Here is a 17,781-nt window from a genome sequence, read left to right as displayed (position 1 = left end):
ATAAGGAAATAAATAGTTATGTCTGACCTGTCGTCATTTATGCCTAATGCCAATTTTATTGAGTCTATGGTGGATAATGGCAAAAGCCTGTCTAAAGGTGAGCCCAATTCGACTATTAAATGCAGTAAAAATAACCATTGGTTAGCGTTAAGTTACTGCTATAAAGACCACGATCACACGCCAGCGGCTAAAGCCCCTTATAGAGTGCTGGTGGATGGTAATGAAGTGGCGTCTGGCACCTTGGATGATAAAGGCAACGCACGAGAAGAAAATATTCCGCCCGGTAAAGTTGAAGTCATTTACGGTGAAGACCCAGACGAAGCTGAAGCAGAGAAATTACGAACAGAATTTGTGGCAGCCCTGGACGGCATTATTAAAGAACAAGAAGCCAAAAAGCTTTATATGGATGAAGCGCTAGATAAAGAGGCCTGGTGGAAACAAGGGCTGATTTATACCGGTGCTGCCTTTGAAGGGGTGGGTGATTCAATCACGGGTATTTGGGATATGGCTACCTTTGCAGCCGACGTGCTGCGTAAAGCGCAAATGGAATATTTTGATATTCTCAATGCCATTGCAACGGGTGATATTGATAAATTAGAGCGTAAATTAAATACGGCACGAGATGAAGGTAATGAAGTTCTTGCCGATGCGGTGGAAATCAAAGAATTACTCATAGCTATCCTGGATGACTCAGAAACCCTGGGTTATTTACGCGACTTCCCCGGTCGTTATTGGGAGGCTTTGCCAGCCGTGGATAAAACCCGAATGGCAAGTGGTGCAATTTTTGACATAGTGGTAGGCATTGTTTTAGCGGCGGTTTCAGGGGGAGCAGGTGGTGTCGCTATGGCGACCAATATAGCCTCTAAATTAGGCAGCTATGGTAAAAAAGCTATTTCTACCTTGCAGAAATTAGCCAAAGCCTTGAAAAAAATAAAGCAGCGTAAAAAGTATCATGGTGTTACTAAAGCAAAAAATGATCATATTGTAGAAAATAACCCTAAATCTGGCACCACTAAAAAAACAGGTCAGCTTGATAATGACAAAGTGTGTCCAACTGATAGCAAAGTCTGTAAAGGAGGTGACCCTATCAGTTTAGTAACAGGGGAAGAACTGCTAACCCAGCAGGACTTTGTTATTGATACTCCGTTACCTTTAGAGTGGCACCGAACTTATCGAACAGGGCATATACGTAACACTGGGTTAGGTCATGGCTGGACCTACCCACTCAGTGAATACTTAAGCTTTTCAGAATGGGAAATTAGTTTATTTAACCATGAAGGTCGGGTTATCAGCCTGCCAGTGATACGCGAGCCAGGTCAGTATTCAGAAAATACCGCAGAACAGCTGACGCTGACTTGGGAAACAGAAGATGTTTATCGATTATCGGCACCTGATCAGCCGGATAAACTATTTAAAAAATCGAATCAAACTGCCCGTTTGTATCGACTAGAAGATGCAGCCAATAACGTTTGGCAATGCCATTATGAAAATGGTTATCTAACTAGCCTGAAAAGTAACTGGGGACGCACGGTAACATGTCAATATCAAGGAAGGTTGCTCACTCAATTAGAAGAGTTGCGTTATGATGCGGAAGGGAAAATTAGCCATCGTCACACTTTGGTTCGCTATGAATATAATCAGGCAGATGAATTAATAGCTGTTGTCGATCAAGCAGGTAATAAAGAGCAGTTTGCCTATAAAAACCATGTTATTACCCGTCGTATTTTAAAAACTGGCTTTAGTTTTTATTTTGAGTGGGACCAGTACAATATTAATGGCCGTTGTATCCACCAATGGGGAGATAATGGTATTTATGATTATCGCTTTAGTTGGGATGACGAAAACAAAATCACCACTTGTACTGATAGTAATGGATGTGTGCGTACTATTTATTACAATGAGCGTGGCCTGGTTGATAAGGAAATAGACCCAGAAGGTGGCGAAACCCTTTACCAATATGACGAACATGGTAGAAAAATCAGTTCCACTGATCCCAATGGAGCTGTTACTGAATACCAATATAACGAACAGGGGCTGCTTGTCTGTGTCATGGATGCTGAGGGTAACCAGCACCAACTGAAGTATGATGAAGCTGGACGAGTGACAGCGGTTACTGATCCTATAGGCAATAGCTGGCATCGAGAATATAATCGATCAGGGTTACTCACCAAACGAGTAGACCCCGAGGGAAATGAAACCCAAATTGAATATACCGAGCAAGGCTTACCTAGCAAAATCACCAATGCTTTAGGGCAAGTACGGCTGCTGTTGTGGGATTCTCATGGGGAGTTAATCGCTGAAAAAGATCATGCGGGTAATAGCCAAAAATATGCCTATAACCCTCAAGGCCAAATTGTAGCCAGTCAGGATCATAACAAAGCGGTTACCCAATATGAATATAACGCTCTAGGTTTAGTTAGTAAAATCAGCCAGCCTGATGGACAAGTACAGCAGTTTGAGTATAACGAAGCCGGGCAGTTGACCCGTTATGTTGATGGCACTGGTCGAGTTACCCAATATCAATATGATGGCTTATCCCAAGTTAGAAAGCGGATAGACCCAGCTGGCCAGGCATTAGAATATTTTTATGATAAAGAGCGTAATTTAATTGGCCTAAAAAATGAAAAGGCTGAAATTTACCGTCTGGCTTATGATAAAAATGAGCAGCTAATTGCTGAAGTTGGCTTTGATGGTAGAGAACAGCATTATCAGTATGATTCGGCAGGGCACTTAATTTCCAGTATTGATGGGCCATTAACCGCTTCTAAAACGCCTACTAGTCAAAATACAGAGCAAGCCACTCAGCAACAAAGCCAAACTGGATTAATAACTCAGTTTACTCGTAATAAGCTTGGGCAGTTAATCAGTAAAGTGACTGCTGACGGTGAAACCACTCGCTTTCAATATGACGGCTGTGGCCGTTTAATCGCGGCGCAAAACCCTCATCGTGAACTCGCCTTTGAGTATAATAGTCAGGGCCATTTAACCCTGGAAAAGCAAGATAATATAGAATTAAAGCACCGTTGTGATGCATTAGGTAACCGGGTAGAAACGATTTTACCGAACGGGCAAAAACTAGAGTTTAAATATAATCACCAGCAGTTGTATACCGAAATAGCGTTAGACGGTAGCCCAATCAGTCAATTAAAGCGAGACCAGGCCGGGCGGGAAATTGCCCGCTTGCAGGGTGATATCCTAAGTGAGTTTCAATATGATCCCATAGGACGATTACAAAAGCACCGAGTATTAAGCAAAGGGCAGCAACAGCCACTGATACAGCGACAATACGGTTATGATCAAAGTGGTAATCTGAATTTAATCAGTGACCTGAAAAAAGGGACCACCCGTTTTTATTACGATGCACTGGATCGATTAACCCAAGTTCAAGGTTTTATCAATGAGCAGTTTGCCTTTGACCCTGCAAGCAATCTACTGGCTAAAAAAGACAGCTCAGAACCTGAGCTACCAACTCTAACCAGTCAACAGCAAGCCACAGGAAACCGGTTAGCATTCTTTGGTGATCGCCATTTTGAATACGACAGCCGTGGTAATTTGGTTAAAGAAAAACGGGGAAGAGAAGGACGACTCGTTACCGACTATATATACAATGCCCAAAACCAACTGGTTAAAGTCAAAAACCCAAAAGGTGAATTTGAGTATAAATACGATGCCTTAGGTCGTCGAATCAGTAAAACCACTCCACAAGGAGAAGTACAGTTCTATTGGAATGGCGATGTCCTGTTAAGTGAAGTACGCCCCAAACAGCAAAAGCTGTATATTTATGAACCAGACAGTTTTAAGCCATTAGCGCAAATCATCAATGGTAAAACCTTTTACTACCACCTTGATCATCTAGGTACCCCCCAAGAAATGACCAGCATCCAAGGGGAGTTAGTGTGGTCTGGCCGATATAAAGCCTATGGCGCCTTAGCATTAAAAGAAGAAGCGCTAGTTGAAAATAACCTGCGGTTTCAGGGGCAATACCATGATGAAGAAACGGGGTTACACTACAATCGATTTAGGTATTACAACCCTTATATAGGTCAATTTATTACCCAAGATCCAATCGGTTTATTAGGTGGAATTAATAATTATCAGTATGCACCTAATCCTTTGGGGTGGATTGATCCAATAGGACTTGTTTGTAAAGAGCGTTTTGAGCGTTATAAAGAGTTAAGAGCGCAAGGCCATACTGCACCAGAAGCTGCAAAACTATCTAAAGCTAAGAGAGTTGATGATCCTGATGTTTCTCCTAAAGTTAAAGTTGGTCAATTTGATGAGGCTATTGCTTTTGGACTACAAGGAAAGAATAGCAAAGGAGATCCTTTACCAAAGAAACAAGCAATAGATGCAAAATTTGAGGCCGAAGTTGCACAATCTCTACGTGATGACCTGGTTTCTTTTAGGCGTGAAGTCCCCCACCCTATGGAGCCGAGGCCTGCAGGTGAAATTGATATTGAAACACCAAACCATATTATAGAAGCCACTAAAGGCAGATCTAGTAAAGCCAATCAAGTAAAAGAGCGATTGACAAGCCCTATAGTTAACCCATCAAATAAGCCAGTAATTGTTGTTGCTCCTAAAATGACCAACAAGCAGAAAATACAAAATACTCTAGATGCTGGAGCCGAAACAGTAGTTCACTCTATAGATGAACTGCATGAATACTTAGCAAAAAAAGGAGGGCCCTAAATGTCTACATCATTATATTTAGTTAGTAGTGATAAAATTACTAGAGAAGAAGGGTTGAAGTTTTTGCAAGACTTGTCAGCGATTGATGTGAATGAACAAAAAGTTAGCGGCATGATTTGTGAATTACCTGCAGTTGTATGGGTCAACTACTTAGCCTCTTTTGTTTTAGAGGAAAGTGATGAAGAAGAATTAGCAATATGGCGTAGTGAACTAAAAGCTAATCCATGCAGCTTTTATGAATTAACTTTAGGTAAAGAAGGCAAATGTATGGAATTAGCAGTGAAGATAGCCAGAGAAGGGATGAGACGGTGGAATATGGTTGTTGATGATCTTGATGAAATGGTATACACAAAAGATAATTTGGATCTAATTCTTGATCCATAATCTATTATTATTGATATACAATGAGAAGCGAACAAAATATTTAAAAAAATAATTGGCTATAATATTCAATTAAAATGGACATAGATACTACAGTAGATCTTTTATTAGGAATAAAGCAGGCTCGAAATTTGCGAGAAGATGTTGTTCCTAAGTATTTAGAAGGAAGGTATACAAGGATGTCTGCAGCGGAAAACCTAGCAGAATATGCAGAAAATAATACATTGGTTCAAGCATCTTTGATAAAAGCTTTGACAAGTGACGACGAAGAAGATGTTAGAAAAGTTGCACTTGAGTCTTTGTCTCAACTAACCAGTGATATTAGTACTATAGCATGTATTATTGGTCTGTTTGATTCAGATAGTGGAGTTAGATATGACGCACTTGAAGGTTTAAGGTGGAAGAATTTAGAGCTAGCAAAGTTTTTTTCAGCGAAACTCGTTAATGATGAGGATGATGCTGTAAAAAATTATGCTCAGGCAGTTCTAGATTTAGACATAAGTGACTGAATCCAGGCTCTATTGTAACTGAACTTGCATATGGTCATAGTAAGAGAGCTAATTTATTATTGGCTTGCTACCTAATGTTTGGTGAGGTAAGTAGCTTAATTTAAATATTCTATTTAAATTAAGCTATAAGATGGTTGGACTTGCTGTAAAGCAAGTTGATCGTAAAATGTATTAAGGGCTATCTTTTTGTGGGAAAATTTTTCAATGGATTTAAAAATAGATTGAAGTTAAGTGAAAATGACTATCATAATTTTGCATATTTATTAGTGAACAGGCTTGAAGAAGAAATAGATGTAGAATTGAAATTTGAGATTGACTCAATTGGAGATGACTTTTCTTCCTTAAGAGTATTTGCTAATCAAAATAAAAAAATACTAGGGAGCATAGACATCACAGTTACTGTTAATATGGTTATAACTGTTGAAGATGAGTTGATTAAAGGGTATGCAGATATCATGCTTTACTCTCGCCCTAGGAGACTACAAATATACAATTGTAAGGGAGATTACATTAGCTACACCTGTAACGAAAAAGAAGGCTTTATCTGGAGAAAAATTGGGTGGGCTATTGATGAATATGGTGACTATGATAACTTTTTAGAAAGTGATAGCTAAATAAAAATTTTCATTAAGGAAATAAGCATGAGATTCTATGTATAAAATACTGGACCATAATCAGTTTTTTATTTTACCTTATAGCTAATTTAAGTGTTGTTTTTTTCATGCTTTTTGGTCCTATACCTAAAAATAGCCTTATGTTAAAATATACTCTATGTTCAATAAAGTACTTTAAGAGTAAAAATGCTAGTAGAACTTGCAATTGGTGATGCATACGGCGCTGGTTTTGAGTATGTTAATAAAAAGGTTGTTAAGGAACATAACAACTTGCAGCAATATATTCAGCATCCAAGGCACCTGTCCATTAAGCCTGGTTGCTACACTGATGATACCCAAATGAGTTTGGCGGTTGCTGAGCTATTAATTAGTGATGATGAGTGGATGCTGGAAAATATTGCGAATTATTTTGTAAATGCTTTTAAACGAGACCCCAGAGAAGGTTATGCCAGTCGTTTTTATCAATTTTTAACGGATATAAGTGATGGTAAGCAATTCCTTGAGCAAATTAAGCCTTATAGTGATAAAAGTGGTGCGGCTATGCGAGCGGGTCCTATTGGTTTACTGGCTGATGAAAAGCAGATTGTTGAATATGCCACTATTCAAGCAAAAGTAACCCATGATACACCAGGTGGAGTTAATTCGGCTGTAGCGGCTGCACTGATGGTACATTATTGCCAATATCAACTGGGTGACAAACAGGATTTAGGAAACTATCTCAAATCGAAGGTACCGGGTGATTGGAATACACCTTGGCAAGGTAAGATCGGACATTTGGGAGTTGATGCTACTCATGCTGCTGTAGCAGCTATTATTAGTCATCAAGATTTATCAGCTATTTTGAAACAATGCGTTGACTATACAGGGGATGTCGATACTGTAGCTACTATAGCGTTAGCTGCAGCATCATGTAGCCAAGAAGTTAACCAAGATTTACCTGAAGTGTTGTATAGTGAACTGGAAAATGGTCAGTTTGGTTTAAAGTACCTGCAAAAGCTAGATCAGAATCTAAAGAATATATTAATCTTGTAGGCAATAAGTAGGGGGGAGTGCCTTACCTCCTCCCTGGTACACGAAACTCTCATCGACTAAACTATATTATTAACAGTTGGTATTGATTGGTTGAGAGTATAAAAATGTTGATTCTAAATAAACGATTTTTATTATTGTTAACCTGTTTTTCCCTTCAGTTATCAGCTGACTTACCCCCCAATACTGAGATACTGGCTTGTACAACACCACAAACACTGTGGGCACCTTATGAGTATCATGATCGTAAAGGAAATAATGAGTTAGTGGGTTATAATGTTGATGTGATGGAAGAGATTCTCAAGCCTTATAACATAAAATTAAAGCACGTTATCAGACCTTGGAAGCGATGTTTGGAGTCGCTAAAGTCTGGCGAGTTTCACATGATATGGCCTACCTCTTTAAATGAAGAGCGCCGTAGAGATTACTTATATTCTCGCCACAGTTATGAGCTAACACCTGCATTTTTCTATTTAAAAAGTCAATTTCCTTCAGGACTGACTGTTGAGCAAGTGAAAAATAACTTAAGTCCCGATTTACGTTGTGGGTTATTAGGCTATAACTATACAAACTTTGGTTTCAAAAATGAAGAAATCTCGCGTTCAACAAAAAATCATGAAGCTTTGATTGGCAGAGTTCACCATAAATTCTGTCATGCAGCTTTTGCTCGTCTAGAAATTATTGCTGCTGCATGGATGATTTTAGATAAGCCTTTATTAACGGAAGAAATTGGTTATCAAGCACTTCCTGTGCCAAAAGAGCGATTTCATTTCTTAATATCAAAACAGCACCCTCAGGGGAAAAAGCTGTTAAATATTATCAATAAAGGATTAGATGAAATGGAGCGTAAAGGACGGTTGAAAGAGCTACTAACCAAATATATACCAAATCTATAATTTGGCCTGATCTATGCTTTTATTAATATAATTATTGAAATTATTTATAACCTGAGAGATGGACTTCTAGCGTCTTTGTTATGCATGTTTTTTATAAGTACTCTAGCACCGCCTTTTAAAAAGTAATATTTTTGAACGTCTTCCATTTTTAAGTAATACTGTGCCCAATATATCTGCCTTCCAACTGCATCAAAAATGAATAGTATTTTATCATTTATTCCTATCCTGTTCAGTTGAATTGCTGAAATAAAGTTTGAGAAAGGGATTCTTCTAACTTGGATGCCAACTATATTTTTTATTTCTACTTCTCTCTGAAATGGCTCTCTTATATCGATGACTATTATATCGTGATTTGATTCATTAAATAGGCTGATTCTATCTTTGAAATCGCTAATAGTTAACGCATGAGACTCAAACTCTTCTTGAGATATTAGTTTGGATAAGTTAGCTGGGCTTTTTCCTAGAAAGTTGGTTTTATCTGGATATAATTTGACCCAATCAAAAATTCCTGAATCCATTGCAAACGCAGAAATATGGTGTTTCATTAGTTTTTCAGCAGCTAAGTAGCTTTTTTTACATTGATGGCCATTACAGTAAACAGCAACTTCTTTATTGGGATTATTATTGATCAATTCTGATACTAAATGTGTGAAATCTCTTTTAGATAACTCTATGTTATATGAACCAGTAATGTGGATTATATTATATTCTATCCAAGATCTAACATCGATAATAACATACTTGTCAAAATTATTATTTAAATTTTGTGGGAGTAAAATTGGTATATGCTTGTACTTGTAGCGATGAGGGAATGATTGATCTAAGCAAAAAGTATTTTCCGTGGAAAACAATAAAGTTAGTACAAGTAAGGTCTTCTTCAGTAAAAACATAAATAATGTCTTGTTTTGAACTGCTGTTTGAATATAGGATGCTACTATTTCTGTAATGCTTTAACTCCTCCTTTTAAGAAGTAATAACTTTGATATTGATGGTTTTTTAAGTGATACTGTAGCCATTTTACTTGTTTGCCAACAGCATCAAAAATAAACATGGTTTTATCTTTATATTTGCTGTTCTTGAGGGCTTTAGTGAATCGGTCAAAGGGGATATTTCTAATATTACTGTAACTAGGAGAAAAACTGCGTTGTACAGATTCTCTTATATCTATAACAACTGAATTTTTAGTAGAGTTTAGCTTGCTTTCAAAATGGTCTTTTTCTAATGTATGCTGCTTAAATTCATCTTTGCTGATGATCTTGTTTAAGTCTGCAGGAGACTCACCAAGTAATGATGAGTTTTCAGGGTATTTATTGACCCAGTCAAATATTCCAGCATCAAATGCATAGCAGTTATCTATATTTGAATCCATTAGTTTTTTGGTGGCTTTGTAGCTTTTAGCGCAAGTATGTCCATTGCAATACACAATAATCTTTTTGTTTGGATTTTCCTTTCTTAGGTTTTGTACTTTACTAGTAAATCCCATATTTGATAGGGGAATATTATGAGCGTTAGCTATATGTATAACATTATATTCAGCTTTAGATCTAACATCGATGACAATTGTGTCACTAAGCTCTTCACCAAGAGTGTTAAGTTCTATAATAGGTATGTCTTTATATTTTTCTCTTAGTGGAAAGTTACTTGCAGTGCTGATATTTAAAGCAACTAGGCTTATAAGTAGTATAACTACTGTATAGTTTTGCTTGAAGAGAGTGGCGTTCATTTTTAAGCTCGAAGGTGGGGTTTTTAATGCAGTAATTATAGTTAATATATAGTTGAAAGTATGATTGAGTAGAAATAATTAGGTTGGTAGATATAGCTAAGTAATATGGAGGTTAATAAATAGTTTTATTTTTGCCTGAAATGCTTTTGGGGTAAGCTATACAGAAAAGCTTAACCCCAAACATTATGCTATCGTTAGCATATTTCTATTATTGATGAGTGAATTTATTCGTTTTTATTAAAGGTGGTGCTGCCTCCTTTTAGGAATACATAATTTTTGTAACCGTACTCTTTCAGGTAATAATGCAACCAACGATTTTGTTTGCCTACTTTATCAATAAAGAGTAAATTTTCATCTTTTATAAGATGCCTCTTTAGTAAGGGGCGTATTCGTGTTAAAGGAATACGTTTTACTGCCTTAAGATGGATCTTTTCTTCCTTTCTTTGAAAGTGGTCTCTTATATCAATAGTATTAAATTTGTCATTTATTTCAGCTTTAGTGATTGAATATTGTTCATACTCTTGCTTGTTAATCAGCTTGCTTTTATCTGTAAGTACTTTTCCAAGTAGGATAGTTTGATTGTTGTATTTATTTGCCCATGAAAAAATCCCTGCATCAAACGAACGTACTAGGTTGTATAGTTTAGAATGGCTCATTTTTTGTGCAGCTTTATAAGACTTCTTGCAGGTATGACCGTTACAGTAAAATACAATACAAGCTTTGTTCTGCTTTTTTTGTGCATTTTCAACTAGCGTACTGAAATTTATTTTACTTAAAGAAATATTAATGGAATCGCTAATATGAATAACGTCATATTCCACTTTTGATCTTACGTCTATAACAAGGCATTGCTTTTTTTTATGATATAGTTCATCTAACTCTATTGTTTTTACATCGGGGTAACTCGATCTATGGGGGAAGGAGTCATCAGCATAAAGATGCTTAATAAATATAAAAACAGTTAGAAATAGAGATAAGAATAGTTGTAAATGCCTGCGTTTGGTTATTTTTAGCACAACCAATGTCCTTTTAAACACTTTTGCTAAAGTAAATGTAAATCTTGATTTGAGAACAGTTTTTTGATATCTACTGATTCGCTATAGTACTAAATTTGTTAGTTGTTACCAATAGCTAAATAATGTACTGGAACAAGATAATACGTCAAATGTAATACATATATTTTTGTATAAAATTGATACAGATTAAGTATTGAGCCTTTATTGTATATAATGGCACCTCTAAATAACTGTATGTGCGTTGCTGCATAGGGATTAAGATGTCTGATAAAAGAAGAAGTAGTGATATTACCAAAAATGCAAGTCAATCTAATCAGAAAAATCTGTTAGACCTTTATCTAGAAAATCCAGATAAAGCGGATGAGGTTGCATTTGGTCGAAAAGCTTATTCTGATCGAAGAGGGTTTCTTAAGGGGCTTGGCTTGGCAAGTATGGCTGCTACTTTAGGTGGCTACATTCCATTTCATCGAAATATGCCTGGTGGCCTCATTCCTGCGGCAATGGCCAGTGGAATGCCAGACTTACAAATACAAGGCAAGGATGGCCTTTTAATCCTAAATGACCGTCCGGTTAATGCAGAAACTCCACCACATTTATTGGATGATGAAGTTACGCCTACAGCACGTCACTTTATTCGTAATAATGGAGTTCCTCCGGTAAATGTTGACCCTGAAAAATGGCTGTTAACGATTGATGGCCTGGTTAATAAATCCCTATCGCTAAAAATTTCTGACCTTAAAAAACATTTTGATGTGGTAACCAAAAACCTTGTGTTGGAATGTGGAGGTAATGGCAGAGCATTTTTTGAGCCGAAAGCCAGTGGTAATCAGTGGACTTATGGAGCTGTTGCTTGCTCTCAATGGACAGGAGTAAGGCTAGCTGATGTTTTAAAAGCGGCGGGAGTTCAAGAAGAAGTTGTTTACACTGCTCATTATAGTGCTGATAGTCATCTTTCAGGAAAACCAGGTAAATTACCTATTTCAAGAGGTGTTCCTATAGAAAAAGCACTGGGTGCTGAAAACTTGATTGCTTTTGAAATGAATGGAGCACCACTACATCCAATGAATGGTGCGCCTCTACGTTTAGTTATTCCTGGTTGGCCTGGCTCATGCTCCCAAAAGTGGTTAACCCGCATAGAGTTGCGTAACCAGGTGCACGATGGTCCTAAGATGACTGGTAAAGCTTATCGTGTGCCTAATCATCCTGTGGCTCCTGGTGAGAAAGTAGAAGAAAAGGATTTTGCCATTATTGAAGAGATGCCAGTCAAATCGCTTATTACTTTTCCTGAGAACAATGTTGAAATAAGAACAGATGAATTAGAGATTCGTGGTCATGCTTGGGCTGGTGATAGATTAGTAAAAAAAGTAGAGATATCAATTGACTTTGGGGCTACATGGCAACAGGCAACATTAAATCAACCTGTTAATCAAGGTGCCTGGCAACGCTTCAAAACAACAGTGAAATTTCCTCAGGTAGGCTACTATGAGGTGTGGGCTAAGGCTACTGATGAGCAAGGTATAAGCCAGCCTTTTGCAATCAACTGGAATCCCAAGGGTTATTTAAATAACAGCTTTCACCGTATAGCTGTTCGGGTAGTATAGTCAGCAGTTTAGGTAGTTAGCTAGTGCAAAAATACTTATCTTGTATTATTTTTATGAAAGTATTGGTAGGGGGGGTTCCTGCTAATGCTCAATCAACCAATGATGAAACAGTAGTCAAACTAAATGAATTAGCTGCTGTTGGTCGTCAGGCTGCTAATATTTGTTTGGCATGCCATAATGTTGAGAAAGATCAGCCCCATAAAATAGGTCCTAATTTATGGGGCCTTTCCTCTAGAAGCATTGCTGGCGCTAGTGGTTATCAGTACAGTTTAGCTTTATCGAATAAACAAGGTAGCTGGAATTTCCAGCAGCTTGATAAATTCCTCCGTCAGCCCGCAGCTTTTGCACCAGGTAATAAAATGGCCTTTCCGGGGCTTGAAAATGTATCTATGCGTGCAGCTGTTATTGCATGGCTTGCTACATTAAATAGTAAAGAAGCCAACTGGAAAATTCCTTTTGATGACCTTTTGTCTAGCCAAACTATAGTAGAAACAGATATAGCGGCAACAAATAAACTATTAAAAGCCGGAAATGGCAGTGAGGTAGTTAGTGAATTATGTGCAAGTTGTCATTCTTTGAGATTGGTTGTTCAGCAAGGAATGAATCGTGAACGCTGGGAGGAAACACTAGATTGGATGGTTGATGAGCAAGGCATGGACAGTATAGCTTATGAAAAAAAGCAAATAGTATTGGATTATTTGTCAACTTATTATGGTGAATGATACTCACTGATCTGTACTTGATGATACTTAAAAGGGCTGAGTATTTTACTTAACCCTTTTATGCTTTTCTTAAATGATTTTTGGGTTTGTTGTTGTCATTAACAACTATTCGCTTTGGCTATAAGTTAATTGTATAGGCTCTGGGAATTGCTATTTCTGAACTATTGCTATTGAGCTAACTGTTTTGTTGTGCTTAAGTTGTCTATAGTTTTTTAATTTGCCTTGTTGAAGCTTGGCCATATATTGATGGAGTTCCTTTTTGACCTTGGGTGCTAAAATATATAAACCAAGGATGTTAGGTATTGCAATAATAAAGACTAATGCATCGGAAATTTTAATAATGGAATCTAGCTGTACCATACAGCCTAAAGCAATAAATAAACAAAATATCATTTTAAAAATCAATTGTGAGTTCTTCTTGCTTCCAAATAAATAAGTCCAGCTTTTCAATCCATAGTAAGACCAGGCAATAGAGGTAGAAAATGCAAATAACAGAGCTGCTAATGCTAAAGGATAGGGAAACCAGCTAATATGGTAAGCAAAAGCAGCAGATGTTAGTTCAATGCCTTTAAGGCCGCTATCCATTAAACCATATGGTATTGCTGTGGTAATAATAACGAGTGAGCTTAAGGTGCAAATTACAATTGTATCTATAAATGGTTCTAATAATGATACAATACCTTCACTTACAGGCTCGTTGGTTTTTACAGCAGAGTGAGCAATGGATGCGGAACCTAAGCCTGCTTCATTGGAAAATAGCGCCCGCTGAAAACCAATAACCATCACCCCAATCATACCACCAGTGATGCCATCTGAAGTAAAAGCCCCTTGAAAGATTAACTTGAATGCTGTGGGAATAAACTGATAATTGAAGCTAATAATTACAATTGTTGAAACGACGTAAAGAATAGCCATTAATGGTACAATGCGTTCAGCCACTCTAGCAATAGAGTGAATGCCTCCAATAATAACAGTTGCAACAGTACCAGCGATAAGAATACCAAATAGCCAACTGTGTTCAGCAAAAAAGCTTTGTTCGCCACCAGTAATATTGACAAATTGGATATACGCTTGGTTTGACTGAAACATATTACCAATGCCAAGGCAGCCGACTACCATTGCTAGGGCATAAAAAATGCCCATAGTCTTACCTAGTTTAGGCCAGCCTTTTTCAGCAATTCCATGCTCAAGATAATACATTGGGCCGCCAGAAACAGAGCCATCTTCATGGTGGCGTCGGTACATAACGCCCAAGGTACATTCAACTAGCTTGGTTGACATGGATAAAAAACCAGCAAAAACTAACCAAAAGGCTGCCCCAGGGCCTCCTATAGTAATAGCAATAGCAACACCGCCAATATTACCTACTCCTACAGTACCTGATATTGCAGTAGCCACGGCTTGAAAATGTGAAATTTCACCTTTTGCTTTTGGATTACTATAATCACCACGAATGAGTTGTAATCCATGGGAAAAGCCACGTAAATTAATAAATTTTAGATAACAGGTAAAGAAGATAGCTGCACAAGCAAGCCAAATAACAATCAGTGGAACATCTGCTCCTAAAATGGGAATACTAAAAAAAACAATGGTTGATAAAGCATTGGAAATAGGTTCGAGAAAATTATTAACAGCGGTATCTATACTATCGGCATGAGAGTTATTGCTAACCAATAACAAAGGCAGGATTAGCTTATAAATATTCATAGTCCCTTAACTTCTATGTTATACCTACTATAAGCAGTTGCTTACATAAGGTGGTATTTATAAAATAATTATTTATAGTTATGAACCTGTCAGGTTAATTAAAGTGAACAAGAGATTAATAGTGCCAGTTAAACATTTTTTATAATGCCAGTTGGTTGGTTTGCTAATATAGCAGCTAAAGTTTATATAATCGTATATATAGTCGTAATTAGTGCATATTTGCATAAAACTACAAAAAGCATTTGTTGGAGGAACCTGAAAACAGTGTTAACAGTTGTATAAAAATGGAAGTGATTTAATAATAATAGGTAGTAATAAGGTATGTATGAACAACTGTTTTATTTGGAGTCGAAGCCCGGCATCAGTTTACAAGCGCAAATACAAGAATTAATGGTATCTGCCATTCTGGATGGTCATTTCCCTCCAGGAAGTTTATTGCCATCATGCCGTAAGCTTGCAAAGTATCTTAATGTTTCTAGAAACACTGTAGTCTTTGCCTATGAAAAGTTGACTGATGAAGGCTATATCGTTACTTCTGAAAGAAAAGGTCATTATGTTAGCGAAGATGTTAAGGAAAAATCAGCATATGCTCAATGTGTTGATGAAAGTACAATAAATAAGCAAGTTGATTGGCAAGGTCGTTTTCAGTTTACATTTCTTAATTATCAAAACATTGATAAGCCAGAGGAATGGCGCTATTGTCAATACCCTTTTATTTGTGGACAGCTAGATAGTAGCTTGTTCTCAATTAATGAGTGGCGGGAATGCTGCCGGATTGCTTCCAGTCGCGCAACAGTGGGGCGTTGGTTAGCCGATCAAACAGGCTCTGATGACTCCTTACTGATTGATCAGTTGCGTACCCGCGTGCTGCCTAGGCGGGGGATTCGTTGTGCGCAAGATGAAATATTGGTTACGTTGGGAACGCAACATTCCTTATATATGCTGGCACGTATACTTATGAATAGTAAGACAGTTGTTGGCATAGAAGATCCAGGTTATGTAGATGCAAGAAATATCTTTTGTTTGACGGGGGCTACTATCCAGCCGCTGGCAGTTGATTTACATGGTGTAGCAGTTAATCAACAGTTAGCTAAATGTGATTATGTATATGTAACCCCAAGTCATCAATCACCAACAACAGTAACAATGCCCATGGCGCGGCGGCAAGAATTGCTTGCAGCTGCAGAAAAGTATAATTTCATTCTTATTGAAGATGACTATGAAAGTGAGTTTAATTTTGTTACACAGCCTTCGCCAGCTTTAAAAGGTATTGTTAAGAATGATCGTGTTATATATGTAGGCAGTTTATCCAAAACCTTAGCACCGGGTGTACGGCTTGGTTATATGGTAGCAGCAAAGCCGCTTATTCAGCAGGCTATTGCTTTGCGTCGGTTAATGCTACGGCATCCACCAGCTAATAATCAGCATATTATTGCTTTATTTTTGTCCCGTGGCTATCACGATAGCTTTATTAGGCGGCTAGCCCAAGCTTACCGCAACCGTTGGTTAATACTTCAAACTGCTTTGAAACAGCACCTACCAGAATGCCGTATATTCCCTTCTTGTGGTGGCAGCACGCTATGGGTTGAAATGCCTACTCATGTAAATACGACTAGCCTACAACAATTAGCTCTCAAGCAAGGTATATTTATTGAAGCAGGCCGCATGCATTTTTTAGGGAAAGATAAACCTGATAATTTTATGAGACTGGGATTTTCTTTTATTCAAGCAGACTTAATTGAAGAAGGGATAAAAAAGCTTGCGGAACTAATACATGGCTTGGCTTAAATACTTAAGAATTGATTCAACTTTGGTGTTATACTGGGAATAAGTTTTTAATTAGCAATATATGGAAGCAGTGTTTTATTAATTTTGTAAAACCACTGGATAAAACCACTGGAAAAGTATAGTGGGATCAATCATATAGTTTAACTCAAGCAGTATAGGTAATTGGAAGATCAAGTATGAATATAGTTAAAGTAACAAATAAAATAGCCCTGGTGATGGTTGTTCTTTTAGCATACTGGGTGTTTATCTTTACTTGTTCTACCGTCTTCGGTTTTAAAGTCTTTAGAGAAAATATGAGTGAAATATTTTTGTTGAGTATATTAGGTATATTTGCAGTTTTGCTTGGTTCAATAATTATTAATATTATGTTCAATCTGACGGCTATTGCTGAAGGTAAAAAATGCACAGAAAATATGCCTGCAAATAAATATAAATACGCTTTGCTAGGCTTTTTGGGGTCTTTAGTTGCTATATTTATGTTTCTTTATCTTGGTGATGTTGCGACATCAAAGAAAAAGGAAGATTATCTGGTTTCATCAGCGTCAGCGTTAATTGAAGAACAAAAAGATATAATGGAAAAGCTGGCTAGCTATTCTTTCTCTCGAAAATATATTGAGAGTGCAGGTCATGATATTAAAGTGCTTAGTAAAGTAGAGGAGAAGTTTCCACAGGTTACGGTTATTGTCAGAGACAGTCTGAATGGTAAACAACTGTTACTAGGCTTTAGTAGCTATTCAGGCCTAGGGCCTCAAGAAAAAGCATTACGGGTAGATTATATTTTGAGCACCTCTAGTGAGGAAAGACAATACCTCAACTCAGTCTTTGATGGTAAAGTCTCCAACCATAGGTTTTCATCAAGTGATGGTCGGTATGAAATTTATTATCCAGTAAAAACTGACCAAGGTATAATTGTAATTCACTTATCCCAATATAGCCGGTATGGGAAAATGGGATCGTAAATGTAAAAATTCCTCTTGGTAATTTCGTGAATGAATATTTTGGTTAGCACATCATTAGCCAAGAGGAATTGATTTTTACCTTTCACGAATGATTTCTAGGTTTTGTTATCTTCACTCCTCGCCCCAATCACCTATTATTTATAG

The 17,781-nt window shown here is 37.3% G+C and carries 14 protein-coding genes; 10 read left to right on the top strand and 4 right to left on the bottom strand.

Going from position 1 to position 17,781, the window contains the following annotated elements:
* Positions 1-18 precede the first annotated feature (18 nt).
* From OQE68_RS06485 to OQE68_RS06460, 6 genes are all read left to right on the top strand, one after another.
* Positions 19-4,692 (top strand): RHS repeat-associated core domain-containing protein, encoded by a 4,674-nt coding sequence (locus tag OQE68_RS06485; protein WP_180570682.1) that lies wholly within the window; start codon positions 19-21, stop codon positions 4,690-4,692.
* Positions 4,693-5,076: a hypothetical protein gene (locus OQE68_RS06480; protein ID WP_180570681.1), complete on the top strand. Its 384-nt coding sequence runs from the start codon at positions 4,693-4,695 to the stop codon at positions 5,074-5,076.
* Between the two features lie 176 nt (positions 5,077-5,252).
* On the top strand, positions 5,253-5,582 hold the full coding sequence (locus OQE68_RS06475) for a HEAT repeat domain-containing protein (protein ID WP_180570680.1): 330 nt from the start codon (positions 5,253-5,255) through the stop codon (positions 5,580-5,582).
* Positions 5,583-5,770: 188 nt separating this feature from the next.
* Positions 5,771-6,196, top strand: coding sequence for a hypothetical protein (locus OQE68_RS06470; RefSeq protein WP_180570679.1), 426 nt, complete (start codon positions 5,771-5,773; stop codon positions 6,194-6,196).
* Positions 6,197-6,382: 186 nt separating this feature from the next.
* Positions 6,383-7,228 (top strand): ADP-ribosylglycohydrolase family protein, encoded by an 846-nt coding sequence (locus tag OQE68_RS06465; protein ID WP_180570678.1) that lies wholly within the window; start codon positions 6,383-6,385, stop codon positions 7,226-7,228.
* 104 nt (positions 7,229-7,332) lie between these two features.
* Entirely contained in the window at positions 7,333-8,121 is a 789-nt protein-coding gene (locus tag OQE68_RS06460) for a substrate-binding periplasmic protein (RefSeq protein WP_180570677.1), read from the top strand.
* A gap of 44 nt (positions 8,122-8,165) precedes the next feature.
* Here OQE68_RS06460 and OQE68_RS06455 read toward each other — a convergent pair whose 3' ends face one another.
* From OQE68_RS06455 to OQE68_RS06445, 3 genes are all read right to left on the bottom strand, one after another.
* Positions 8,166-9,011, bottom strand: coding sequence for a rhodanese-like domain-containing protein (locus tag OQE68_RS06455; protein ID WP_180570676.1), 846 nt, complete (start codon positions 9,009-9,011; stop codon positions 8,166-8,168).
* A 44-nt stretch (positions 9,012-9,055) separates the two neighbouring features.
* Positions 9,056-9,844: a rhodanese-like domain-containing protein gene (locus tag OQE68_RS06450; RefSeq protein ID WP_180570675.1), complete on the bottom strand. Its 789-nt coding sequence runs from the start codon at positions 9,842-9,844 to the stop codon at positions 9,056-9,058.
* A 224-nt stretch (positions 9,845-10,068) separates the two neighbouring features.
* Positions 10,069-10,860, bottom strand: a complete 792-nt coding sequence (locus OQE68_RS06445; RefSeq protein ID WP_180570674.1) for a rhodanese-like domain-containing protein — start codon at positions 10,858-10,860, stop codon at positions 10,069-10,071.
* Positions 10,861-11,120: 260 nt separating this feature from the next.
* Between OQE68_RS06445 and OQE68_RS06440 the strand changes: the two genes are divergently transcribed.
* Together OQE68_RS06440 and OQE68_RS06435 are read left to right on the top strand one after the other, a co-directional pair.
* Positions 11,121-12,461, top strand: coding sequence for a sulfite oxidase (locus tag OQE68_RS06440; protein WP_180570673.1), 1,341 nt, complete (start codon positions 11,121-11,123; stop codon positions 12,459-12,461).
* 23 nt (positions 12,462-12,484) lie between these two features.
* Complete coding sequence (locus tag OQE68_RS06435) at positions 12,485-13,183, top strand: c-type cytochrome (RefSeq protein ID WP_180570672.1); 699 nt, start codon at positions 12,485-12,487, stop codon at positions 13,181-13,183.
* A 150-nt stretch (positions 13,184-13,333) separates the two neighbouring features.
* On the opposite strand, the gene OQE68_RS06430 is transcribed toward OQE68_RS06435, so the two are convergent.
* The gene (locus OQE68_RS06430; protein ID WP_180570671.1) at positions 13,334-14,890 is read right to left on the bottom strand and encodes an alanine/glycine:cation symporter family protein; all 1,557 of its coding nucleotides are present in this window, start codon (positions 14,888-14,890) and stop codon (positions 13,334-13,336) included.
* A gap of 321 nt (positions 14,891-15,211) precedes the next feature.
* On the opposite strand from OQE68_RS06430, the gene pdxR reads away from it, so the two are divergent.
* Both pdxR and OQE68_RS06420 read left to right on the top strand, forming a co-directional pair.
* Complete coding sequence (gene pdxR / locus OQE68_RS06425) at positions 15,212-16,678, top strand: MocR-like pyridoxine biosynthesis transcription factor PdxR (RefSeq protein WP_180570670.1); 1,467 nt, start codon at positions 15,212-15,214, stop codon at positions 16,676-16,678.
* Between the two features lie 176 nt (positions 16,679-16,854).
* Positions 16,855-17,637 (top strand): hypothetical protein, encoded by a 783-nt coding sequence (locus OQE68_RS06420; protein ID WP_180570669.1) that lies wholly within the window; start codon positions 16,855-16,857, stop codon positions 17,635-17,637.
* The last annotated feature ends 144 nt before the right edge of the window (positions 17,638-17,781 follow it).

This window comes from Spartinivicinus marinus (genome assembly GCF_026309355.1).
In the GTDB taxonomy this organism is placed as follows: Bacteria; Pseudomonadota; Gammaproteobacteria; order Pseudomonadales; family Zooshikellaceae; genus Spartinivicinus; species Spartinivicinus marinus.
The sequence above is the reverse complement of the archived record's forward strand: the minus strand, read 5'-3'. Positions and strand labels throughout refer to the sequence as shown.